This window comes from Mycobacterium persicum (assembly GCF_002086675.1).
Taxonomy (GTDB): domain Bacteria; phylum Actinomycetota; class Actinomycetes; order Mycobacteriales; family Mycobacteriaceae; genus Mycobacterium; species Mycobacterium persicum.
Genome location: NZ_MVIF01000046.1, coordinates 1 through 23,157, shown reverse-complemented (window position 1 = coordinate 23,157; position 23,157 = coordinate 1). Strand labels below are relative to the sequence as shown.

The following is a 23,157-nucleotide window of genomic DNA, read 5'->3' as shown; positions in this document are numbered from 1 at the left end:
CTTAGGACCTTTAGGACAACTGAGCGGCTTCCGGTAGCTCGGTGATATGCGTAAGCAATGCCTGCGGGGTTTGGGAATCGAACACGTCCCGGATCCGCACCCGCCGGCCGAACACTTTGCGTATCCGGGCCGCGATCTTGATCGCGTGCAGAGAATGACCACCGAGGTCGAACAAGTCGTCGGTGGGGCTGACCACGTCCCTTTCCAGCACATCTCGCCAGATCTTGGTCATCGCCTCGAGCGGATCGGCCGGATAAGCACCGGTTTGGTGACCCGCCGGCCGCTGTGGTGAGGCAGCGCTGATCGCGGCGGCCAGCGCGGTCCGGTCGAGCTTGCCCGATCCCGCACGCGGCAGCCGTTGCATCGCCACCAGCGTGGTGGGTATCACGTGGCTGGGCAGGGTGGTTGCCAGCTCGGTCCGAACGCGTTGCGGCGAGGTGGCTTCGTCCAGCACCAAACCTGCGGCCAGACACGCGTTTTCGCCGTCACCGAGCACACAGGCCGCGGCCGCCCGCACCCCGGGCACCGCCCGTAGGGCCGTGTCCACCGCGCCCAGTTCGACCCGGTGACCGCGCACCTTGACTTGGTCGTCGAGGCGTCCGACGAACTCGAAACATCCGTCGGCAACCTCGGCGACCACATCCCCGGTGCGATACCAGCGGGTTCGGGCCCCGTCCGGCTCGGAACGCCACACGAAGCGCGCGGCGGTTTCCGCGGGCAAGCCAAGATAACCCGTGGCCACCCCGGGGCCACCGACCAGCAATTCATCGCCGTCGACCCGCACCGGTCCGTGGAGCGCAGCGCCGATCGGCACGGTGGCACGCGACTCGAACGGATCCGGGTCGCCGATCCGGTACATGGTGGCACCCACCGTGGTTTCCGTTGGGCCGTAATGGTTCCAGATGGTCACCTGGCCGCGGACCGCACGCACCCGCCGCACCGCCGGCCAACGCAGCGGCTCGCCACCGAAGATCAGATGCGCCCGCGGAAGGAACGCATCGAAACCCGTGCTCAACAACGCGTCCAGATGGGCCGGGGCGATTTTGAGTACGTCGGCCGGATGTCGTGACGTCAATTCCACCAGGGCCTCCGCGTCGGCGCTGGCGTCTTCATCGGCCAGCAGCAGGGTGCCGCCACGCGTCAGCGCGGACCACAGCGTGCTGTAACAGAGGTCGTATGCCGGTGAACCCACAACCAGGCAGCGTTGCCCGGTCATATCCACCCGCTGCGCCAAAGCGTCGAGATAGCTCAACAAGTTGGCATGGGTGACCACGACCGGTTTGGGCTCGCCGGTGGATCCGGAGGTCATGATGACGTAGGCGGCGTGCGCGGCCGGGATTACCGGCAACCGCGCGGCTGACGGTGATTCGGCAAGGGTCGCCACGTCGTGGTGTCGATCCAGCCGCTGCGTGCCGCGCGCCGCCGCGGTATGGATGACCACCTGGGATCCGCACGCCCGCAGGTGTGTCGCAAGCGCGGCGTCAGACGTCGAGGCCGCGGCGACGCTGAAGGCCGCGCCGGCCTTGAGGACGCCGAGCATCGCCGCGACCATTGGCACGCAGAGCGATCCGACGATGGTGACGACAGACTCGGTCGGCAGGTCGGCGGATAGCAGGCCGGCGGCGATCCGGTCCGAGAACGCATCCAGTTCGGCGAAGGTGACGCTCGACGTTCCGTCGTAGACGGCCACCGTCGCGGGAGACTCGGCGGCCCGCGCCGCGAACCGCCCGTGGACGGTCGACCCGGTGACGAGCTCGTCGCCGCTGACCAGCTCGGCGACGATGTCGGCGAAACTCTGTGCCACCCGGGCAATTGCGTCAGCGTCATAGGAGTCGCTGGTGTAGTCCCATTCCAAGATCAGTTGGGGGTCATCGGTTTCCACCACGTTGAGGCTCAATCCGAAGCGCACGTAGCTCGCCGGGTCCGGCAGGGCACGCACGCCAGCCGATCCGAACCGCGGTTGGCCCACGTGGTCCCAGTTGAAGCAGGTGGACACATGTGTCCCCGGCGATTCCGAGAGGATCTCGGCGAACGGCAGCCGCTGGTGCTCGTAGGCATCCAACAACGCGGCACGAACAACCGGCAACGCCGTGGCGACATGGGCCTGGGGATCCAGGGGCAGCCGCAGTGGCAACAGGTTCGACAGGTAGCCGATCAGTCCGTGGCGGGCCGCGGCGTCGCGCGGGTCGGCCGAGACGCCGACGACCACCGCGTCCGCGCCGCCCCGGGACCGTGCCTGGTGCATGGCGTAACAGGCCAGTAGGGCGACGTAGCGGGTGCAGCCCATGTCGGCGGCGACGCGCTGCACCGCGGCCACGGTGTCGGCCGGCAGCGTGGTCCGCAGCCGGCCGCCCGGGCCTGCGGCCAGCTGCGCGGTGCGGGTGGCCTCGGCGCCAGCGAGGCTGGTGCGCCAGAAGTGGCGATCGGCTTCCGTTGCCCGCCCGGCGTGTTCGCGCCGCCAGGCGGCGAAGTCGACGGGCGCCGGTAACTCCGCGGCGGCACCGCGATACGCCGCGGCCAGCTCGTCGAGCACTATCCGCTCCGAGACCCCGTCGAAGACGATGTGGTGGGCGGTCACGACAATTCGGCATTGCCGCTCGGCGAGGCGCAGCACCGCGATCCGCCACAACGGCCCCGCGGCCACGTCGATCAGCTGCTCGGCGTCTTCGGCGTACCAGCGCGCCAGCTCCTCGTCTCGATCAGCGGTGGACAGGGCAGTGAAATCGACCACGTGTACCACGGGCACCAGTTCTCGGTGCACCAGCAGCGTCTCGCCCTCGGCGCCGAACGTCGAGCGCAGCGCTTGGTGGCGCCCCGCGACGGCGGTCACGGCGTCCTGCAGGGCGTCGATGTCAAGCCGTTCCGAGACCTCTAGCGAGGTTCGGACATGGCATGCTCGGGCCGTATCGGAGTCGGCCTCGCAGGCCCACCACATCAGTTGCTCGTTGGGCGTGGCCGCGAGTTCGGCTTCGACACCGCCCACATCGTCGCGCCGGGACGAGTGCAGGGCCGAAACCACCGCGTCCAGCAGCTCCTCGGCGTCCCGGGACGACGCGGGCTCGGGCAGCCTTGCCATGAGCCGGATCCGTCCGCCGGAGCGGCGAATCATGAGCACGTCGCAGCACTGGTGCGCGGCGAAGTCCTCGTCTATTTCCCAGAATTCGGCAAGTTGCCGGTCCTGCTCGGTGTCATCCAGCAGGGACAGGTCGACCAGGTGCACGTTGGGCGGCCCGGCCGGTTCGACGAGCTTCTGCAGGCGCGGCTCGGCGGCGACGGCCGCTTTCACCGCCAGCGTGACCTCGTCGGGATCAAAGGTGCCGGTCAGGTCTGCGGTCGCCCGCGCCCGGCCGGTGCCAGCCGACACCGTCGCGGGCCGTGGCGCCGGGGGTCGCTGGACGGTCTGCAACCGCTCGCGTAGCCGCACCAGTTGGTCCACACCGCCCAGCAGATCGTCTGCGGCGACGCCGAAGTCGACGAAACACGCGATCTCGTCAACCCCCAGACCGGCGATCCGGCGGGCGACGTCAAGCGCATGGTCGAGATCGCCGATGATCGCGTTGTCCTGCAGGAAACGATCGACCGCCCGATCGAGCAGGTAGGTTCGTTCACTGTCGGTGAGCCGTTCGAATGCGTGTTGTTCGCGGCTCCCGGTGACCGCGCTGAACAGGTCGACCGACGACCCGAGGTAGCGGTGCAGCGGGGTGCGGGCCAGCCGGGCCGCGGAGTCGTCCGAGGTGACCAGCGTGTGGACCAGGGCGGTGACATGTCCGGGCCCGGTGATGCCGGCGCCGCGGCGGGCGTTCCGGTAGAGCGCGATGTTCGACGCGAGCTGCTCGGTGCTCTGGCCGACCAGGTTGGTCAGAATCGACAGGCCTCGTTCTCCTGCCGTGCGGAAGGTTTCCGGGGAGCCCAGTGCCGCGATCCAGGTCGGCAGCTCAGCTTGCCGGGGCTGCGGATACAGACTGACCTCGGCCTCAATACCATTGCGCTGGAACGTGATTGGATCGCCGCGCCACAGCCGCTGCACGGTGTCGATGTCCCGCCACATCACTTCGCGGCGTCGGTCGAACGGTTCGCGGGCGAGGATGAAGTCGTTGCGCTGCCAACCGGAGGCGAACGCAACCCCTATCCGCCCGTCGGACAGGTTGTCGATCATCGCCCACTCCTCGGCGACCCGGATCGGGTCGTGCAGCGGAAGCACGACGCTGCCGGCGTGGATCCGGATCTTTGTGGTGATCCCGGCAAGGAACGCCCCCAGCACCGACGGGTTGGGTGACAGGCCGCCGAAGGAGTGGAAGTGGCGTTCCGGAATCCACAGGGTGGCCAGGCGCCCATCGGCGGCCGCGGCCGCGCTGCGGATCACGTCGAAGATGCCGGGTGTGTTGCGTGGGTAGTCGCCGAAGAAGGAGAGGCTGAGCACCGGCGCCGGCGACCCGCCGGAGATCCGAACCTGCGGCGCTTGGGGTTCGGATTCTCTTGGGACCGCCCGGGTCTCAGCCACACCGCGGGCCGCGACCGTCGCCTTGGCGTCGACCAACCGTTCGGCTCGGTGAGCCGCCGAAGTGTCTGCCGCCGCCCGGTTGAGCAGGCCGGCGTCGCGCAACTCCCGGGCCGCGCCGCCGGCCGCGTCGATTACCCGTTCGATATCGGCATCGCTGTGTGCGGTGGACAGGAAGCAGGTGCCTCCTTCGGCGATGTAGACGCCTTTGGTCAGCATCGCGGCGTTGAAGTAGTCCATCTCCACCGGTTGATAGGCAAAGCTCAGGTTGCCGTTGATGGAGAAACGGAAAAAGGAGCCGAAGTTGTGCATCGCGAACGGCACGCCCAGATCGGCGAATCGTGCGTTCAGTTCGGCACGCATCTCGTCGGTGCGCTGATTGAGCCGGCTGGTGAGCCGTAGTCCATCGTCGCCGAGCTTGCGCAGCACGGCACGCGCTGCGGCCATCGCCAGCGGGTGGCGGCAGAAGGTGCCGGCGGTGTAGGTGACCGGTGGTCCCGGGCGGGTGGCTCCGCCGTCGACGCGGTTCATCACGTCGGCCCGGCCGGCCACCACCCCGATCGGCATGCCGCCGCCGATCACCTTGGCGTAGCTGACGATATCCGGCGCGACGCCGAAATGGGCTGCGGCGCCGCCGGGGTGGATGCGGAACCCGGTGAGCACCTCGTCGAAGGCCAGCAGCACATCGTGTGACTTGGTGATGTCGCGGAGCTCGCGAAGGAAGTCGCCGGGATGCAGGTCGGGCCGGCGGTTCTGCACGGGTTCGACCAGGACCGCGGCCAGATTCGAGCCGCGGCAGCGGATCTCGGCGAGCGCGCGCTTGTCGGCGTAGGGCAGCACGATCACGTCGTGAACCAGGCCGGGCGGTGTGCCGATGGCCATCGGGGTGGCCGAGACGTCGTTGATTCCGATCGGGTTGACCAGAGTCGAATCGAAGTGACCGTGATAAGCGTTGCGGAACACCGCGATCGTGTTGCGGCCGTTGTGCGCCCGGGCCAGCCGCATCATGGTCATCACCGCTTCGGTTCCGCTGTTGCAGAACAATATTCGGTCCTGACCGGTGAGTTCGGCCAGCATTGCGGCGACTTCGCCGGCGACGGCCGATTCGGGGCCCAGCTGCATCCCGGTGGCGAGTTGTTCGCGCACCGCATCGACGATGAAGGGCGCTTGATGACCGAATAGGTTGACGCCGAAGCCCATTGCGATGTCGACGAAGTCGTTGCCGTCCACATCGGTGAGGTGCGCCCCCCAAGAGGAGACCACCCGAAGCGGCGCTGCGAAAGCCGCCGTCTCGGGCCGTACGTCGGAGGCGCTGCGCCGGTTATTGCACATCACCGGTAGGTAGGAGCGGTATTCGGCGATAGAACGCGCGGTCATGCGGGTGTAGGTGTCGGTCAGCGTGCTGAGGTAGTCGCCGCGATCGTCAGCCGGGGACGGCGCTTTTCCACCGTGTTGCGTGACGTAATCGGTGATCGCCGCGACGGTGAGCAATTCTTCGAAAAGCTGGCGCAGCACCAACATCACCCCGAAGGTGGTATCGACCCGGCTCACCACTTCCACCAGCACCATCGAGTCCGCGCCCTGCTCCAGCAGTGGGCGCCGCGGCTCCACCTCATCTGGCTGCATGCCGAGTAGCTCGGCGATCCAGCCTGTGATGACAGCTGCCACCGCGGTTACCGCTGCGCTGCGTTGTGGTGCGCTGCGTTGTGGCGGGCGTACACCGGCAGGCGAGATATCCGCCATCGTGGCTGTCCCTTCGTCGATTGCGCCATTGCGTTCAAACGGTTTCGGCGGCCGCGTGATCCAGAGTGGTCTGCGGCGGAAAGGATGCGCCGGAAGCGGCACCGGCGTGAAGGTCGCGGGTGGATAGACCCGCGACCAGTTAACGTGGGCACCGGCGAGGTGCAGCGCGATCGCCAACCGCTGGTCGTCATCGAGTGCGGCGCCGGTCGAGTCGCGTTCGGCTGGCCAGCGCGCCGCCGGCCGGACTTCGACACGGACCCCGTCCTGCCGGGCAGCGGCAGATGCGGTGCACGCCACCCAATGCTGGCACGGCAGCAGATCCGCCAGCGCCGCGTCGACCGTGGCGGCATCGGCTTCGTCTCGAATGACGACGATCCGATTCGGCGCGTCGGCGTCGTTGGTGGCCACCAGCTCCGACGGCTGTGCGGACTGCCAGGACCTGAGTGCGCCCAGCGCGGTCTGGGAATCCGGTGCGACGACGACGAGCCGGAATCGATGATGGTCGCGACCGAGCGCGGAGCTGGCGCAGACGTCGGGAAACGCTTCGGCCGCACCACGATCGAGTAGCTCAGCATAGGCGGTAACCAGGTCATGCAGCGCCGCGTCGCTGCGGCCCGAAATCAGCAATATCTGCACCGGACGTGAAACATGTTGCGGTGGAGCAATTTCAGGCGAATCCGCGAGAATCACGTGGGCATTGGTGCCGGCCATCCCGAACGAGCTGATCGCAGCCAGCCGTCCGCGTTTCCGGCGAGGCCAGGCGGTGGGCCGGGTGGTAACCGCGAACCGCAGGCTGTCCCAGGGCACTTCCGGGTTTAACCTGGCCGCGTGCAGGGTGGGCGGAATTTCGTCGTTATCCATGCACAGCACGACTTTTGCCAGCGAGAGCAGGCCCGCGGCGGCCTCCAGGTGCCCGAAGTTCGACTTGACCGAGCCGAGCTGAACGGTGCCGGTCGACCCGTAAACGTCGGCCAGGCCGGCAAGCTCGATGGGATCTCCGAGCCGGGTGCCGGTGCCGTGGGCCTCCACCACATCGACGCCGTCCGGATCGATGCCCGCGCAGCTCAACGCCTCGCGCATGACGTCGCGTTGCGCGGTGCTGCGTGGCACCGTCAGGCCGGCACCCCGGCCGTTGTGGTTGACCGCCGAACCCCGGATAATCGCGCGTGGCCGTCGCCCGGCCGCCAAAGCGGCCGACAGCGGCTGCAGCACGAATGCCAACGCTCCCTCACCCTGCCCGAAGCCCTCGGCGTCGTCGGCAAATGGCCTGCTCCGGCCGCCAGCGGCCACCGCGTCTAACGCCTTGCGCAACAACAGGTTTTGCGGTGTGGCAATGAGGTTGGCGGCGGCGACCACCGCCAGCGTGCACTCCCGGTCATGGAGGCTGCGGCATGCCAAGTGCAGGGCCACCAGCGACGACGAACATGCGGTGTCGACGTGCATTATCGGCCCGGTAAGTCCGAAGACGTGGCCCAGCCGGCCGGCCGCGACGGCGCGAGCCGTGCCGGTCCCGGTGTACGCGTCGAAAAGCTCACGCCGACACAGATCGGCGCTTTGCAGCAGATAGTCGTCACTGCTGGTGCTGACGAACGCCCCGGTTCGCTCGCTCGCCGCGCACCGGATCGACACCCCGGCGTCAGCGAACGCCCGGTCGGTGACTTCGAGGATCATGCGTTGCTGCGGGTCCATTCCCGCGGCTTCCTTGGGCGAGATGGAAAAGTATCCCGGGTCGAATGCATCGTGATCGGCTATTAGCGCGGCGCTCTGCGGTGCTACGCCGCCGTCGCGGCGACCATCGCCGTCGCAATCAAGCGTGACATTCCAGCCGTCGTCACCGATCGCTGTGATCGCGTCGCCGCCGGCCCGCAGAAAAGTCCACAGTTGTGAGGCCGTTTCGATGCCGGCGGGCAATCGTAATCCCATGCCGAGCACGGCTATGGGTTCGCGGCGACCGGCCCTGAGTCTTTCGATCGTCTCGCGCTGTCGTGCCAGGGTTTCTCGGGCCGTCGCCAGCAGTTCATGGACGTTGATCGGCTCCCCGAGCGAATCGCTTGGCGAACCGAACCCGGGTCCCTGCATCCGATACCCCTCACCGAAGCATCGACGACGGACGGTGTTCAAACCGCGGTCACTGGCCGGCTGGTCGGCCTGCCCAAGCGCTGATCGGAGACAACGTTCCGACCCCCCGTCACGTTAGTCGCTAACATCCTGTTCCGCGAGAGGCCAAATTTATCCGGAACCGCAGGTAGACGAAGCGACATCGGCTAGGCGCACTAGCCAGGGGCCCGAGGCGCCCGGCGGTCGGTCCGACGCGATGACACGCATTGCAGGTGAATCGAAGCTCTCGCCGTGAGACATTGTCGTCGGGAATGCGACGAAGATGCCGGGCGGCCGTATTCATCCAGGCCCGATGCGGCCGCCACACACACGAGCAGGTGGGTGCCATGGATCGCACGTTTGCGCTTGTGCTTCTCGATGTGGTCGTCATCGTCGTCACTGCCCGACTGTTCGGAAAAGTCGCACCGAGGCTCGGCCAGCCGGCCGTGATCGGCGAAGTGCTTGCGGGGATTGCGCTGGGACCCAGTCTGCTCGGGCTGTTACCGGGTCACCTGGACACTCGCCTCTTCCCCGGCGAGGTGATGCCCTACCTCAAGATGTTGGCCGAACTCGGACTGGTCTTGTTCGTTTTCATGGTCGGCCTGGAATTGGACTTCACGCTGATCCGTGGACGTCGGCGTGCTGTCGCCAGCATCTCGCTTCTGTCTTTCGCAGCGCCCTTTGTCCTCGGTCTGCTGGTGACGTTGGTCCTGCATCCGCGGCACCACATGGTCGACGGCAAGCAGGTGCCCTTGTCAACCTTGATGCTGTTGATGGGTATCGCGATGTCGATCACCGCATTTCCGGTCCTCGCTCGGATTATCGCTGAACGCAAGGTATATCGGACCAGAGTCGGAGTTCTGGCACTTTCGGCGGCCGCGGTTGACGATGTTCTCGCATGGACACTGCTGGCATACGTGTGCGCCATCGTCAAGGGCAACGGTGTCATGACGGTGCTCCGAATCCTCATGCTGTCCGCCCTGTTTGCGGCGCTGATGCTGGGCGTGGCGCGACCACTTCTTGCGCGAATGGTCAAGTGGCACCAGAAGGTAAGCGGCTCCGCCGTCGTCATGCTGGCTGTCGTTGCCGGCGGTGCACTGCTGTCGGCCTTCATCACGGCCAGAATTGGCATCCACGAGATCTGCGGTGCATTCCTTTTTGGCGCGATCATGCCCAGGCAGGGCGCGCAACCTCTCAGACGGGTGATCCTCGACCGACTTGGGGAAATCAATTCGCTGTTGCTGTTACCCGTATTCTTCGTCATCGCGGGTTTCAGCGTCAATCTGCGTACCCTCTCGCGACTCGATCTGGCATTGCAATTGCTGTTGGTTCTGACAGCTGCCGGCACCGGAAAACTTGGCGGCACCTTCGCCGGTGCCCGCCTGCAGCGAATTTCCGCCCAGCACAGCGCCGCAATCGCCGTGCTCATGAACACCCGCGGACTGACCGAGTTAGTGGTCCTGTCGGTCGGCAAAGAGGTCGGCATTTTCGACACCGACATGTTCACCATCATGGTGGTCATGGCCCTGGCGACCACGGTTTTCTGTCAACCGGCGCTGCGGATCGTGTACCCCGACAAGGCGGTCCAAGAAGACATTGATGCCGCCGCGACAGCCGAGCCAGACTCCTGAACAGACGTGCTTAGTCTGACGATTCGCCGTCGGCGTTCGAGTCCTTGGACTCGTCGGAGCCTTCGGATTCCTCGGAGTCTTTGGGCTTGCTGGACTCTTCGGCCTTCTTGGATGTCGCCTTCTGCAGCAATGTTTCCAGCTGGGCGCCGGTGATCCGCCGAAACGCCCGCCGTGGCCGATTGACGTCCAGAATGGCGACTTCCAAGTTGGCCACCCCCAGGGCGGGCTGACCGTTTCCCGAGGTATCAGCGCTGCTCGCCCGCAGCGCCTCCACCGCAATCCGCAGCGCGTCGGGCAGATCGGCGTTCTCGGCGTAGGACTCCTTGAGGGCGTTGGCGATCGGCTCGGTGGTGCCGCCCATCACCACGAAATGCGGCTCGTCGGCGATCGAACCGTCGTAAGTGATCCGGTACAGCTCAGGTGGTTTGGTCTCGCCGTAATGGGCGACCTCCGCCACACACAGCTCGACCTCATACGGCTTGGCCTGCTCGGTGAAGATGGTGCCGAGCGTCTGGGCGTAAACATTGGCTAGCTGGCGTCCGGTGACGTCGCGACGGTCATAGGCGTAGCCACGGGTGTCGGCGAACTGGATCCCGCCGCGGCGCAGATTGTCGAATTCGTTGAACTTGCCCGCGGCGGCAAAACCCACGCGATCGTAGAGTTCGCTGATTTTCTGCAGTGAGCGCGACGGGTTTTCCGCGACGAACAACACGCCGCCGGAGTAGGCCAGCGCCACCACGCTGCGGCCCCGAGCAATGCCTTTGCGGGCGAGCTCGCTGCGCTCGCGCATCGCCTGCTCGGGCGAGATGAAGTACGGAAAGCTCACTTCTCACCGCCGTCTGGCCCGAAAGTGTCAGCACGCGAACGACTTCCGATGACTTCGCGGGCCAGCTCGGCAATCCGGCTCTCCGGGACGTCGACCGCCCCGTCGGCGCCGATGGTGACCGCGGTGGGATAAATTCCGCGAACCAGATCCGGGCCGCCGGTGGCCGAGTCGTCGTCGGCGGCGTCGTAGAGCGCCTCCACGGCCACCCGCAACGCGGAATCGGCATCGGTGACTTGAGAGTACAGCTTCTTCATCGACGACTTGGCGAAGATCGATCCCGAGCCCACCGACTGGTAACCCTCTTCCTCGATGTTCCAGCCTCCAGCGGCGTCGAACGAGACGATGCGCCCCGCGGTCTGCGGGTCGGAGGCATGAATGTCGTAGCCCGCCAGCAACGGCAGCGCCACCAGGCCCTGCATCGCCGCCGCGAGGTTGCCGCGCACCATGATCGCGAGCCGGTTGACCTTGCCGGCGAACGTCAGCGGCACCCCTTCGAGCTTCTCGTAGTGCTCGAGTTCGACGGCGTACAGGCGGGCGAACTCCACGGCGACGGCCGCGGTGCCGGCGATTCCGGTGGCGGTGTAGTCGTCGGTGATGTACACCTTTTTGACGTCGCGCCCGGCGATCATGTTGCCCTGGGTCGAGCGTCGGTCTCCGGCGATGATGACGCCGCCGGGGTACTTCAACGCGACGATGGTGGTGCCGTGCGGCAGCTGCCCGCCGACGGTGCCAGGATGCGCACCGCCGTTGACGCTTGCCGGCAACAATTCCGGCGCCTGGCGGCGCAGGAAGTCGGCGAATGAGGAGAGGTCTGCAGCGGATCCGGAAAGTGCCGATTTAGGGGACAAGCGATCAGGCAACGGCCAGGTCACTGTCCGCCCTTTTGGACGTATGCGCGGACGAAGTCTTCGGCGTTCTCCTCGAGCACGTCGTCAATCTCATCGAGCAGATCGTCGGTCTCCTCGGCCAGCTTTTCGCGACGCTCCTGGCCTGCGGCAGTGCTGCCGGCGAAGTCGTCGTCGTCTCCGCCGCCACCGCCGCGTTTGGTCTGCTCCTGAGCCATCGCCGCCTCCTGCTCTCGTCATGGCCTGCTTACAGGCCGCGGGCGCCGTACCGCACGCCCGCTGGTCTTTCCCTAACAGTACCGGTCAGCGCCGACGTTTCCGGGCTTACGCTCCCTGCCGCGCTCACGGATCTCAGCTGGTGAGTTGTTCCACTAGTTCGGCGGCGCTGTCCACGGACTCCAGCAGGGCGCCGACGTGGGCTTTGCTGCCCCGCAGCGGCTCGAGCGTCGGTATTCGTACCAGCGAGTCACCGCCCAGGTCGAAAATGACCGAGTCCCAGCTGGCGGCGGCGATATCGGCGCCGAACCTGCGCAGACATTCGCCGCGGAAGTACGCCCGCGTGTCGGTGGGCGGGTTGTCCACAGCCTCGAGCACCTGGTGTTCGCTGACCAGCCGTTTCATCGAACCCCGGGCCACCAAGCGGTTGTACAGGCCTTTGTCCAGCCGGACATCGGAATACTGCAGGTCGACCAGATGCAATCGGGGCGCCGACCAGCTCAGATTCTCCCGGTGCCGGAAACCGTCGAGCAGCCGCAGCTTGGCCGGCCAGTCCAGCAATTCGGCGCATTCCATCGGGTCGCGCTCGAGCAGGTCGAGCACGTGGGTCCAGGTTTCCACGATGTCGGACGCCCGCGGGTCCGGGTCGCGGCTGTCGACCAGCTTGGCCACCCGGTCCAGATACGCCCGTTGCAGCGCCAGACCGGTCATTTCGCGGCCATCTGCCAGGGCCACCGTGGCCCGCAGGGTGGGATCACGGCTGATCGCATGGACCGCGTGCACCGGGCGGGCCAACGCCAGATCAGCCAGATCGATTCCCTCTTCGATCAGGTCGAGCACCAGCGCCGTGGTACCGAGCTTGAGGTAGCTCGACGTTTCGGCAAGATTGGCGTCGCCGATGATGACGTGCAGCCGGCGGTACCGGTCGGCGTCGGCATGCGGTTCGTCGCGGGTGTTGATGATGCCGCGTTTCAGCGTGGTCTCCAGGCCGACCTCGACCTCGATATAGTCGGCGCGCTGCGACAGCTGGAATCCCGGCTCGTCGCCGGAGGGCCCGATACCAACCCGCCCCGAGCCGGTTACCACCTGGCGCGACACCAGAAACGGGGTGAGCCCGGCGATAATGGCCGAGAACGGTGTCTGGCGAGACATCAGATAGTTCTCGTGCGCCCCGTAGGACGCGCCTTTGCCGTCGACGTTGTTCTTGTAGAGCTGCAGTTTCGCGGCGCCGGGGACGCTCGCGACGTGCCGCGCCGCCGCCTCCATCACCCGTTCACCAGCTTTGTCCCAGATCACCGCGTCGAGCGGGTCGGTGCACTCGGGCGCGGAGTATTCGGGGTGCGCGTGGTCGACGTAGAGCCGCGCGCCATTGGTCAAGATCATGTTGGCCGCCCCCACCTCGTCCGCGTCGACCACGGGCGGCGGCCCGGCCGAGCGGCTCAGGTCGAAGCCCCGGGCGTCCCGCAGCGGCGATTCCACCTCGTAGTCCCAACGGGTCCGTTTGGCGCGCTGAATACCCGCGGCAGCGGCATAGGCCAGCACCGCCTGCGTCGAGGTGAGGATCGGGTTGGCGGTCGGGTCCGACGGCGATGAGATGCCGTACTCGACCTCCGTGCCGATAATCCGTTGCATGCTTTAGAGCCTAGGCCCGGCGACGATGCGGCCCGCGTAGCGGGCCGCTGAGAAGGCGGGCAATCGGGCCGGCCCGGCGACGATGCGGCCCGCGTAGCGGGCCGCTGCGAAGGCGGGCAATCGGGCCGGCCCGGCGCCGATGCGGCCCGCGTAGCGGGCCGCGGAGAAGGCGGGCAATCGGGCCGGCCCGGCGACGATGCGGCCCGCGTAGCGGGCCGCTGAGAAGGCGGGCAATCGGGCCGGCCCGGCGACGATGCGGCCCGCGTAGCGGGCCGCTGAGAAGGCGGGCAATCGGGCCGGCCAGGATCGGGAGCGCTCGCATGGATCGACTGGCGCATTCAGCTGCCGATTGGTACGGTCGCCCCCGACTCGCCCCGACCATTTGCACCCCAGACTTCGGAGTTTCCGCGTTGACGCCAAAAGGGCTGTGGCCTTTGCTCATTTCCGCAGCGCTGAGCCGCCGTCGCCGCAAGACGTGCGGGGACCGGCGGTGAACCCCGACCCATTTCAGCACGCACAGTCCGGCGCTGACCTGGTTCCCGCGGGACCGCTCCAAGCCGAACAGATCAGCTATGCGTTCGCGATCTACTACCTACCCATGCCGTCGGCGGACCCGTTCGCCACCTTGGATGCGCTGCTGGCCAGCGAATTCAGGGAATTCCACCACGCCGACTATCTCAGCGGAGATGAAACAGAGCCCACCGTGAACGCCTGGATCACCGTCGATCCGCACCACGACTGTCCGCCCCCGAGCCCCGAGTTTGTCCAGTTGTTCGGTCGCGGAGTCAGCCCGCAGCAGACGGCGGCGCTACCAGCCACCGAGGCGGCGCTGGTCCTCAACTTCGTCTACCCGAAGGGCCAGGGTCTGAGCCGCATGCGTACGGCGCTGCGGTTGACCAGTGAACTGGCCTCGTGCACCGGCGGCCTGATTTGGGACGACGAGACGCGGGAAGTCTTCACCCCGGCCGCATGGACCGAAATGCGCATCGACCAATGGACGGGTCCGACGCCGGATATCAGCGACCACACGGTCATTCACGTCTACCAGACCGACGGCCATATGCGGCTGATCACGCTTGGCATGGCGAAGTTCGGGCTGCCCGACGTCGTGGTGAACCAACTGCCGCGGTCGGTCAGCCATCAGGTCGGGGATCTAGTCAGTGCGTTCTGTCAGGCGATCACCGACGGATCCGTCGTCGATCGTCGCGGAGAGTTCGATCTCGACGTCCGCCGCATTGGTTCCGCGGGCACCGAGACGGCGCCACTCACCCTGAAAGTGGGGACGCCCGAAGCCGGTGATCCCGACAACCGGATCCTCGAACTCACCTTTGACCGCGGGGCCGGCGAGGATGTTCACGCTCGGCGACACGCGGTGTTGGCGCCGGTGTTCGGCTCCGGGTCACCGGTCGTCCCGACAATGCATGACGATGCGCTCAACGCCGCCAGCGAACAGGCCAGAAGCAAGCTGCCGGCGCTGCGCGGCCTGTTCAACGAGGGGCTGGAACCAGGTGAATCCCTGCAACTGAAGGCCCCGTTCGAAGGTGCGGGTGGTATCCGGGAGTGGATCTGGGTGGAGGTCGCGAGCTGGACCGATGACGCGATCACCGGGTTCCTGGTCAACGAGCCGGCCAGCAGCCTGGGCCTGCATGCGGGCCAGACCGTCCAAATCGCCGAATCCACGGTCTTTGACTACATGCACAAGCGGCGCGACGGCGTCATCGACGGCAACGAGACCGAGAGACTGATCCGCAGCCAGCTCAATTAAGGCCTCCGGGCGATGCTTCATCGCCACCACGCCCGGTATGACGGGTCCGGCTCGCTTATTCGGGGACTAGGGTGAGCCGGCATGAAGCTCTCCCCGCGCCGCATGCCGTCACGCCTGGCACCTGCGACTGTCGCGGCTGAAAGCTGGTTCTTGCAGCATGGCTTGCCGTCTGTGCTGACCAAGCGGTCCCGATGGCGGCGACTGTGGTCCAGGTCAGCGCCCGCGCTGGCCGCCTATGCCGCGTTTCACTGCTGGACCTTCCCGTTGTTCCTGATCACCAAGGGCGAAGATGTCAACATCGGCGAGGACCCCACCCCGAGAGATTGGGTCGTTCTGACGATCGTCGCGCTGGCCCCAGTTCTGATTGTGGGGGTCGGCTGGCTGGTGTCGCGAATGTCGGACAGGCGCAAACGTGCGATGGCAGCCACCGCAGCGGTCAGCATGGTGGGCGTCGTGATCGTCGTCGAAACCGACCCGTCCCATCTACCCGGCGCAGCCATCTTCACGGCGCTGGTGCTGCTCCTGACCGCCAGCGGTATCGGGTCGGTGGTCGGATGGGCGCTGCGCATCACCGTCTCGCAATTTGCGACGATCGGCGCACTGGCGGTACGGGCGCTGCCGGTCGTCCTGCTGACGACGTTGGTGTTCTTCAACGGCAACGTCTGGCTGATGGCCGCGACGATCGGCGCCGAGCGACTGGGGCTCGCGATTGCGTTTCTGCTCAGCATCGCCGCCGCCTTCGTCGTCTCCGCCACCAGGGAGCGGGTCCGGCCCATGCTGCAGTCAGCCGCGGCGCTGCCCAGAGATTGTGAACGGCTGATCCACACACCGTTTGCGGAGCTTCCCGATTCTGCCGGCAGCCCCCCGCTGACCAGGGCTGAACGCGTCAACATGGTCTTCGTGCTGGCCGTCTCGCAGCTGGTGCAGATCATGGTGGTGGCACTGCTGACCGCGGTGATCTACGTGATGCTCGGGCTGATCGTGCTCAGTTCGGCACTGCTCGACGAATGGACCCGCGGCGCGCCCAGCAGCTCGACCGTGTTGGGCCTGACGTTTCCGGTGCCGGATTCGCTGATCCACATGTGCCTGTTCCTGGGCGCGCTGACCTTCATGTACATCAGCGCTCGCGCGGTCGACGACGCCGAATACCGCACCACGTTCGTCGACCCACTGATCGACGATCTGCATGCCACCCTGATCGCCCGCAACCGGTATCACGCCAGCATCACCGGCTACTCCCCCCGTGTTGACGCCGCTGACCACACTGATTAATTTCGCCTGATGTCCACCACCGAAGACGGAGCAGTCGTTTTGGAACCACCAGGCGACTTGTCCGGGAAGCGTTATGGCGAAGTACTTCTGGTAACCCCCGGCGAGGCGGGTCCGCAGGCGACCGTCTACAACAGCTTCCCGCTCAACGACTGTCCCGCCGAGCTGTGGTCGGCACTGGATCCCAAGGCCATTGCCACCGAACATGGTGCCGCGGGCGCCTTGCTCAACGGCCCCCGTTATTGGCTGATGAACGCCATCGAAAAGACGCCCCAGGGCCCGCCGGTGATCAAGAACTTCGGCGGAATCGAGATGCTCCAGCAAGCCACGGTCCTGTTGTCGTCGATGAATCCCGCGCCATACACCGTCAACCAGGTCAGACGCAATACCGTCTTCATCTTCAACGCCGGCGAAGAGATCTACGAACTGCGCGACCCCGAAGGACAGCGCTGGGTCATGCAGACCTGGAGCCAGGTGGTCGACCCCAACCTGTCCCGAGCCGACCTGGCCAAGCTGGCGGACCGGCTGAACCTGCCCAGCGGGTGGGCCTATCAGCCACGCAGGCTCAGCAACGAGCTGCGGATCGACACCACCGCCCGCGCCGCCCGCGTTCTGCAGGACGACCTCGCCAACAGCTATTCCCTGGTGATGGCCTGAGCCCCTACAGGTACTGGCCCAGGTTCGACTCGGTGTCGATAGCCCGGCTGGCGCTCGACGACTTGCCGGTGACCAGGGTGCGGATGTAGACGATCCGCTCGCCCTTCTTGCCCGAAATCCGCGCCCAGTCATCGGGGTTGGTGGTGTTGGGCAGGTCCTCGTTCTCGGCGAACTCGTCGACGATCGAATCGAGCAGATGCTGGATCCGCAGCCCCGGTTGGCCCGTCTCGAGCACCGACTTGATCGCGTTCTTCTTGGCCCGGTCGACGACGTTTTGGATCATCGCCCCGGAGTTGAAGTCCTTGAAGTACATGACTTCCTTGTCACCGTTGGCGTAGGTGACCTCCAGGAACCGGTTGTCGTCGATCTCGGCGTACATCCGCTCGACGACTTTCTCGATCATCGCCTTGATGCAGACGGTGCGGTCGTCGCCGAACTCGGCGAGGTCGTCGGCGTGCAGCGGCAGCGCCTCGGTCAGGTACTTCGAGAAGATGTCTTGCGCCGCTTCGGCATCCGGGCGTTCGATCTTGATCTTCACGTCCAGGCGTCCGGGCCGCAGGATCGCCGGGTCGATCATGTCCTCCCGGTTGGAGGCGCCGATCACGATGACGTTCTCCAGCCCCTCCACCCCGTCGATCTCGCTGAGCAGCTGCGGGACCACCGTCGTCTCGACATCGGAGGAAACCCCGGTGCCGCGGGTGCGGAAGATCGAGTCCATCTCGTCGAAGAACACGATCACCGGCGTGCCTTCGGAGGCCTTCTCCCGGGCCCGCTGGAAGATCAGCCGGATGTGGCGTTCGGTCTCGCCGACGAACTTGTTCAGCAGCTCCGGGCCCTTGATGTTGAGGAAGTAGGACTTGGCCTCACGGGCGTCGTCGCCGCGGACCTCGGCCATCTTCTTTGCCAGCGAGTTGGCCACCGCCTTGGCGATCAAGGTCTTACCGCAGCCGGGCGGGCCGTAGAGCAACACACCCTTGGGCGGGCGCAGCGCGTACTCGCGGTACAACTCCTTGTGCAAGAACGGCAGCTCCACCGCATCGCGGATCTGCTCGATCTGGCGAGTCAGGCCACCGATGTCCTCGTAACTGACGTCGGGCACCTCTTCCAGCACCAGGTCCTCGACCTCGGCCTTGGGGATGCGCTCGAAGGCATACCCGGCTTTGGTGTCGACCAGCAGCGAGTCGCCGGGGCGCAGCTTGCGCGGCCGGGTGTCGTCGTTGAGGGCCCCATCGTTAGGGGGAATGCCGTCGGGCAGGTCCTCGGCGACCAACGGTTCGGCCAGCCACACGATGCGTTCCTCGTCGGCGTGGCCGACCACCAGAGCGCGGTGACCATCGGCGAGAATCTCACGCAACGTGGAGATCTCGCCCACCGATTCGAACCTGCCGGCCTCGACGACGGTCAACGCCTCGTTGAGCCGGACCGTTTGGCCCTTCTTGAGGGACTTGGCGTCGATGTTCGGAGAGCATGTCAGGCGCATCTTGCGACCCGAGGTGAAGACGTCGACGGTGTCGTCGTCGTGGGTGGCCAGCAGCACGCCATAGCCGCTGGGCGGCTGCCCCAGCCGATCGACCTCTTCACGCAGCGCCAGCAATTGCTGACGGGCTTCTTTAAGAGTTTCCATTAATTTCGAATTGCGCGCGGCAAGAGAGTCGATACGGGCTTCGAGCTGATGCACATCGCGCGCGGGGCGCGACGGGCTCTGGTGTGCCAGCGCGTTCTCCAGTTGCTCGCGCAGTAGCGCGGCTTCACGCCGCAGCTGTTCCAATTCGGCAGCATCGGTGCTGGGCAGGGGCATATCGCGGGGTGTCCCGAATGCTTCAGAACGCTCTGATTCAGCCATGTTGCCCTCCTTTCCCGCACCGGGAGCGGTGCGGCGGATACCTCAACGCTACCGGCCATCGCGAGTTCATGTGCGGAACCAAATGCCGCCGGAAATAACAAGTTGTTTCGCGCTGGTAATCTCGGCTTCCACTCGGCCCGATCGAAAGGAGCGCCGCGACGGTGAAATCCCTCGCCACAGCCAGTGCTGCCGGCGCCCGCATCGGTGGCGGAGCCGACAGTGTGACATCGGTTGCAGTGTCGGCCTCCTCGTCGCGACCCGCCGTGTACCGCCGTTAGCCGGGCCTGCCGCTGGATGCATCGCCACCTCCGCAAAGCCTGCATCGCCGTGAGCGTCGTCGCCATCGTGGCGGCGGCGCTCTCGGGATGTTCGCGGCCCGAGTCCGCGACGTCTGCTGTCCCATCGGTACCCCCCGCCACGTCCACCCCGGTGGCGCCGAGGCCGGCCGCCTCGCTGCCTTCCCCCGACGCGTTGGTCGAGGTGTTGTCCCGGCTGGCCGACCCGGCGGTCGCCGGAGCCGACAAGACCAGCCTCGTCGAGGACGCCACCCCGGAGACGGTCGCCGCCCTGGACCGGTTCACCACCGCTGCCCGAGACGGCGGCTACCTGCCACTGAGTTTCGCGGCGAGCAACATCACGTGGTCGGGCGTGGACCCGGCCGCCGTGACGGCCACCATCGTTGTCACCACAGCCAAACCCGACGATCACGAATTCACCTTCCCGATGGAGTTCAAACCCACCCAGAGTGGTTGGCAGCTATCGCGGCGAACCGCGGAGATGCTGTTGGCCCTCAGCAATTCTCGAGTCTCGTCGCCGGCTCCCGGCCCCGCGCCGGCACCGGAACCAAGCCCCGCCCCGGCACCGGAACCCAACCCGCCGTCTCCGACGCCGTCTGGCTGAGCGCGCAGATGTGGATCGGCTGGCTCGAATTCGACGTGCTGCTGGGCGACGTGCGGTCACTGAAACAAAAGCGGTCGGTGGTGCGTCCCGTTGTCGCCGAACTGCAGCGCAAGTTCAGCGTGTCGGCCGCCGAGACCGGCTCGCGAGATCTCTACCGCCGCGCCGGCATCGGAGTGGCCACGGTTTCAGGTGACCGCAGTCACGCCGTCGACGTCCTCGACGCGGCCGAACGGCTGGTCGCCGCGCACCCCGAGTTCGAGTTGTTGTCGGTGCGCCGGGGTCTGCACCGCAGTGACGATTAGCAAAACTAACCGTCACGCCCGGGGCGCTTGCGGCCGAGCGGCGCGGGAGCGACGGCTCCGGGCGCCAGCCGGCGCGCGGCCACCAGGAATGCGGTGTGGCCGCGCATCGAATGCTGCGGCCGCACGGCCAGCCCGACGACATTCCAGCCGCGCTGCAACGTCTCCCACGACCGCGGCTCGGTCCAAAGCTGTTGGGCCCGCAGCGCCTCCACGACCGTGGAAAGTTGGGTGACGGTGGCGACGTAGATCACCAACACCCCGCCCGCCGACACCAGCCGCGACACCGAGTCCAGAACTTCCCAGGGAGCCAGCATGTCCAGCACGGCCCGGTCGACCGAGCCGTCGGGCAGGTCGGAGTCGGCGACGTCGCCCACGATCAGCCGCCAGTTCTGCGGAGCCGCACCATAGAAGTTCGTCACGTTGCGACAGGCATGCTCGGCATGGTCGGCGCGCTGCTCGTAGGAGATCACCCGGCCCTCGGGCCCGACCGCCCGCAACAGCGACAGGGTCAGCGCGCCGGACCCGGCTCCGGCTTCAAGCACCCGGGCGCCCGGAAAGATGTCGCCCTCATGCACGATCTGAGCGGCATCTTTCGGGTAGATCACCTGTGGCCCACGCGGCATTGACATCACGTAGTCGACCAGCAACGGGCGCAGCACCAGAAACGGCGCACCGTTACTGGATTTGACCACGCTGCCCTGCTGCAGCCCGATCACCGCATCGTGGGCGATCGAACCTCGGTGGGTGTGGAACTCGTTGCCCGGGGTGAGCACCATCGTGTAGTGGCGGCCCTTGGCGTCGGTCAGCTGCACGCGTTCGCCCGCCGCGAAGGGACCGGTTGCCGACACGCCGTCCAGGGTGCCAGCCGACTCGCCGCAGCCGATGTTCGGGGTTGTCGGCGCCCCGTCTTAGGCTGCGGGCATGACGGACCAGCTGACACCGGGGGCGGATCCGCGGGTCCGGCCGGCGCTGTCACCGTCGCGGGCCGCCGATTTCAAGCAGTGCCCGCTGCTGTACCGGTTCCGGGCGATCGACCGGTTGCCCGAGGCACCATCGGCGCCGCAGTTGCGCGGATCCGTGGTGCACGCCGCACTCGAGCAGCTCTATGCCCTGCCCGCGCTAGAGCGCGGCCCGGAGACCGCGAGGTCGCTCGTGGAGTCCGCCTGGCAGCAGGTGATCGCCGGTGAGCCCGGGCTGGCCGATGAACTGCAACCACAAGAACTGCTCGACGAGGCGCGCGCCTTGCTGTCGGGGTATTACCGGCTGGAAGACCCGACGCGGTTCGACCCGCAGTGCTGCGAGCACCGGGTGGAGGTGGAGCTGGCCGACGGCACGCTGTTGCGCGGCTACATCGACCGGATCGACGTCGCCGCGACCGGCGAGTTGCGGGTGGTCGACTACAAGACGGGTAAGGCGCCGCCGGCGGCGCGGGCCCTGGCCGAGTTCAAAGCCTTGTTCCAAATGAAGTTCTACGGGGTGGCGCTGTTTCGGTCGCGTGGCGTGCTGCCCGCCCGGTTGCGACTCATCTACCTGGCCGACGGCCAGGTGCTGGATTACTCGCCGGACCGTGACGAACTGCTACGTTTCGAAAAGACGTTGATGGCGATCTGGCGTGCGATCCAAGCCGCGGGCCGCTCAGGAGATTTCCGTCCGAACCCGTCGCGGCTGTGCGATTGGTGCCCGCACCAAGCGCATTGCCCGGCATTTGGCGGGACGCCGCCGCCGTACCCCGGGTGGCCCAATTACGCCGGCGCCGATACGGTTTCGCGGCCAACCGAACCGGCGGCATGAACGGTTGCTTCTACCGTCGACTCGGCGACGACGGTGACTACCAGGCCTTTGACTCCACCGATTACACGCGAAGCAACTGGAATCCCGAAATCCAGCATGGCTCACCGCCGTTGGCCCTGCTGACCAGGCTGATCGAAGAGCTGTCGGCGGGCTCGGGGCTGCGGATCGGCAGGCTCAACCTCGACATCCTCGGGGCGATCCCGGTGGCCCCGGTGCGGGCCAGAGCCTGGGTGGAACGCCCGGGCTCGCGGGTCTGCTTGATGGTCGCCGAACTGCACGCCGATCGCGAGGGCGGACCCGCGCGGGTGGTGGCCCGGGTGACGGCCTGGCTGTTGGCGGTCAGTGACACCGCCGACGTCGAATCGGCGCGGTACCCGGCGGTGGTGGAAGGACCCGCCGAGCCCCTTCCGGCCGTCTTCGCGGACGCCGGTGGCTATTTCGATGCGATCAACTGGCGCCCACAACAATCCGACGGCCAATCGGGCGCCGTGTCCTGGTTCACCCCGATCGCCCACATCGTCGACAACGACCCCACCACGGCGCTGCAACGGCTGGCGGTCGTGGTGGACTGCGCCAACGGTGTCGGTGCAGTCCTGGACCCCAACCAGTTCGTTTTCATGAACACCGACACCGTGGTCCACCTGCATCGGCTGCCGACCGGCGACGATTTCGCGCTGCGCGCGCGGGCATCGGTCGGGCCGGACGGCGTGGGAGTCACCACCGCGGAGGTCTACGACAAGACCGGCTTCATCGGCACCTCAGCCCAGACGCTCCTCGTCCAGCGCCGGGCGCCCAGCTAGTCCGATGGTGGCAGTCCACGCTGTTTTCGGCGGAGTACTTTCAGCATCAAGCAAGAGGCGCAACGGAATTGGTGCTCAAGGCGATCGGCGCCGAGTGTGCGCTGATGGCGCCGAGTGTGCCGTCAGGGCGGCCCATCGCGGCGGTCACCGCCCTCCATACACTCTCAGAGCCGTCACTGCACACTCGATACGGCGGCAGGACATCCGACTCGGTGAACACCGGAGAAATCCCCCGAACACCTTCCAGCACAAGCTGGTTTAAGCGCAATACCGTTCAGTTAAGACGGTGGATGGTGATGTTTGGTGAATGCTCGGGTTGGAGCCAGTGGGCGTAGTCGGCGC

The 23,157-nt window shown here is 66.6% G+C and carries 16 protein-coding genes; 8 read left to right on the top strand and 8 right to left on the bottom strand.

Going from position 1 to position 23,157, the window contains the following annotated elements; genetic code table 11:
• Window positions 1-10: 10 nt before the first annotated feature.
• Window positions 11-8,320 (bottom strand): MupA/Atu3671 family FMN-dependent luciferase-like monooxygenase, encoded by an 8,310-nt coding sequence (locus BST40_RS15330; RefSeq protein WP_083154634.1) that lies wholly within the window; start codon window positions 8,318-8,320, stop codon window positions 11-13.
• Between the two features lie 365 nt (window positions 8,321-8,685).
• Here BST40_RS15330 and BST40_RS15325 point away from each other — a divergent pair, with 365 nt between their 5' ends.
• Window positions 8,686-9,969 (top strand): cation:proton antiporter domain-containing protein, encoded by a 1,284-nt coding sequence (locus BST40_RS15325; protein ID WP_075547426.1) that lies wholly within the window; start codon window positions 8,686-8,688, stop codon window positions 9,967-9,969.
• A gap of 10 nt (window positions 9,970-9,979) precedes the next feature.
• Here the strand turns inward: BST40_RS15325 and prcA are convergent, their stop codons facing one another.
• The 5 genes from prcA to BST40_RS15300 all read right to left on the bottom strand — a co-directional run bounded on the left by prcA (window position 9,980) and on the right by BST40_RS15300 (window position 13,779).
• A complete protein-coding gene (prcA, locus tag BST40_RS15320) occupies window positions 9,980-10,795 on the bottom strand; it encodes a proteasome subunit alpha (RefSeq protein WP_075547425.1) in 816 nt (271 codons plus the stop codon).
• Complete coding sequence (gene prcB, locus BST40_RS15315; protein ID WP_075547424.1) at window positions 10,792-11,667, bottom strand: proteasome subunit beta; 876 nt, start codon at window positions 11,665-11,667, stop codon at window positions 10,792-10,794. The genes prcA and prcB overlap by 4 nt, the downstream gene beginning before the upstream one ends.
• Window positions 11,664-11,858, bottom strand: coding sequence for a ubiquitin-like protein Pup (locus BST40_RS15310; protein ID WP_023364687.1), 195 nt, complete (start codon window positions 11,856-11,858; stop codon window positions 11,664-11,666). The genes prcB and BST40_RS15310 overlap by 4 nt, the downstream gene beginning before the upstream one ends.
• 133 nt (window positions 11,859-11,991) lie before the next feature.
• Window positions 11,992-13,488, bottom strand: a complete 1,497-nt coding sequence (dop, locus tag BST40_RS15305) for a pup deamidase/depupylase (protein ID WP_083154632.1) — start codon at window positions 13,486-13,488, stop codon at window positions 11,992-11,994.
• Window positions 13,489-13,491: 3 nt separating this feature from the next.
• Window positions 13,492-13,779 carry a hypothetical protein gene (locus tag BST40_RS15300; RefSeq protein ID WP_158084016.1) on the bottom strand — a complete coding sequence of 96 codons (288 nt, stop codon included), beginning with the start codon at window positions 13,777-13,779 and terminating at the stop codon, window positions 13,492-13,494.
• A 199-nt stretch (window positions 13,780-13,978) separates the two neighbouring features.
• Between BST40_RS15300 and BST40_RS15295 the strand changes: the two genes are divergently transcribed.
• The 3 genes from BST40_RS15295 (at window position 13,979) to BST40_RS15285 (ending at window position 17,179) form a co-directional block, all read left to right on the top strand.
• Window positions 13,979-15,253: a DUF2314 domain-containing protein gene (locus tag BST40_RS15295; protein ID WP_083154644.1), complete on the top strand. Its 1,275-nt coding sequence runs from the start codon at window positions 13,979-13,981 to the stop codon at window positions 15,251-15,253.
• Window positions 15,254-15,334: 81 nt separating this feature from the next.
• Window positions 15,335-16,525 (top strand): hypothetical protein, encoded by a 1,191-nt coding sequence (locus BST40_RS15290; RefSeq protein ID WP_208618906.1) that lies wholly within the window; start codon window positions 15,335-15,337, stop codon window positions 16,523-16,525.
• 9 nt (window positions 16,526-16,534) lie between these two features.
• Window positions 16,535-17,179 (top strand): hypothetical protein, encoded by a 645-nt coding sequence (locus BST40_RS15285; protein ID WP_075547422.1) that lies wholly within the window; start codon window positions 16,535-16,537, stop codon window positions 17,177-17,179.
• A 4-nt stretch (window positions 17,180-17,183) separates the two neighbouring features.
• Here the strand turns inward: BST40_RS15285 and arc are convergent, their stop codons facing one another.
• Entirely contained in the window at window positions 17,184-19,022 is a 1,839-nt protein-coding gene (gene arc, locus BST40_RS15280; protein WP_083154629.1) for a proteasome ATPase, read from the bottom strand.
• 294 nt (window positions 19,023-19,316) lie between these two features.
• Between arc and lppK the strand changes: the two genes are divergently transcribed.
• Both lppK and BST40_RS15270 read left to right on the top strand, forming a co-directional pair.
• On the top strand, window positions 19,317-19,922 hold the full coding sequence (gene lppK / locus BST40_RS15275; protein ID WP_083154628.1) for a lipoprotein LppK: 606 nt from the start codon (window positions 19,317-19,319) through the stop codon (window positions 19,920-19,922).
• Between the two features lie 8 nt (window positions 19,923-19,930).
• Window positions 19,931-20,224 carry a DUF503 domain-containing protein gene (locus BST40_RS15270; RefSeq protein ID WP_083154627.1) on the top strand — a complete coding sequence of 98 codons (294 nt, stop codon included), beginning with the start codon at window positions 19,931-19,933 and terminating at the stop codon, window positions 20,222-20,224.
• A gap of 5 nt (window positions 20,225-20,229) precedes the next feature.
• Here BST40_RS15270 and trmI read toward each other — a convergent pair whose 3' ends face one another.
• Window positions 20,230-21,072 carry a tRNA (adenine(58)-N(1))-methyltransferase TrmI gene (gene trmI, locus BST40_RS15265; RefSeq protein WP_075547418.1) on the bottom strand — a complete coding sequence of 281 codons (843 nt, stop codon included), beginning with the start codon at window positions 21,070-21,072 and terminating at the stop codon, window positions 20,230-20,232.
• A gap of 73 nt (window positions 21,073-21,145) precedes the next feature.
• On the opposite strand from trmI, the gene BST40_RS15260 reads away from it, so the two are divergent.
• On the top strand, window positions 21,146-22,015 hold the full coding sequence (locus tag BST40_RS15260) for a RecB family exonuclease (RefSeq protein WP_083154626.1): 870 nt from the start codon (window positions 21,146-21,148) through the stop codon (window positions 22,013-22,015).
• Entirely contained in the window at window positions 22,012-22,815 is an 804-nt protein-coding gene (locus tag BST40_RS15255; RefSeq protein ID WP_075547416.1) for a thioesterase family protein, read from the top strand. The genes BST40_RS15260 and BST40_RS15255 overlap by 4 nt, the downstream gene beginning before the upstream one ends.
• Window positions 22,816-23,157: the final 342 nt, after the last annotated feature.

What these genes read in the sequence shown, in the direction of transcription:
- BST40_RS15330 (WP_083154634.1), bottom strand. Translation starts at nt 8,320, where the DNA reads ATGCAGGGACCCGGGTTCGGTTCGCCAAGCGATTCGCTCGGGGAGCCG.
- BST40_RS15325 (WP_075547426.1), top strand. Translation starts at nt 8,686, where the DNA reads ATGGATCGCACGTTTGCGCTTGTGCTTCTCGATGTGGTCGTCATCGTC.
- BST40_RS15310 (WP_023364687.1), bottom strand. Translation starts at nt 11,858, where the DNA reads ATGGCTCAGGAGCAGACCAAACGCGGCGGTGGCGGCGGAGACGACGAC.
- dop (WP_083154632.1), bottom strand. Translation starts at nt 13,488, where the DNA reads ATGCAACGGATTATCGGCACGGAGGTCGAGTACGGCATCTCATCGCCG.
- BST40_RS15290 (WP_208618906.1), top strand. Translation starts at nt 15,335, where the DNA reads ATGAAGCTCTCCCCGCGCCGCATGCCGTCACGCCTGGCACCTGCGACT.
- BST40_RS15285 (WP_075547422.1), top strand. Translation starts at nt 16,535, where the DNA reads ATGTCCACCACCGAAGACGGAGCAGTCGTTTTGGAACCACCAGGCGAC.
- arc (WP_083154629.1), bottom strand. Translation starts at nt 19,022, where the DNA reads ATGGCTGAATCAGAGCGTTCTGAAGCATTCGGGACACCCCGCGATATG.
- lppK (WP_083154628.1), top strand. Translation starts at nt 19,317, where the DNA reads ATGCATCGCCACCTCCGCAAAGCCTGCATCGCCGTGAGCGTCGTCGCC.
- BST40_RS15270 (WP_083154627.1), top strand. Translation starts at nt 19,931, where the DNA reads ATGTGGATCGGCTGGCTCGAATTCGACGTGCTGCTGGGCGACGTGCGG.
- BST40_RS15260 (WP_083154626.1), top strand. Translation starts at nt 21,146, where the DNA reads ATGACGGACCAGCTGACACCGGGGGCGGATCCGCGGGTCCGGCCGGCG.
- BST40_RS15255 (WP_075547416.1), top strand. Translation starts at nt 22,012, where the DNA reads ATGAACGGTTGCTTCTACCGTCGACTCGGCGACGACGGTGACTACCAG.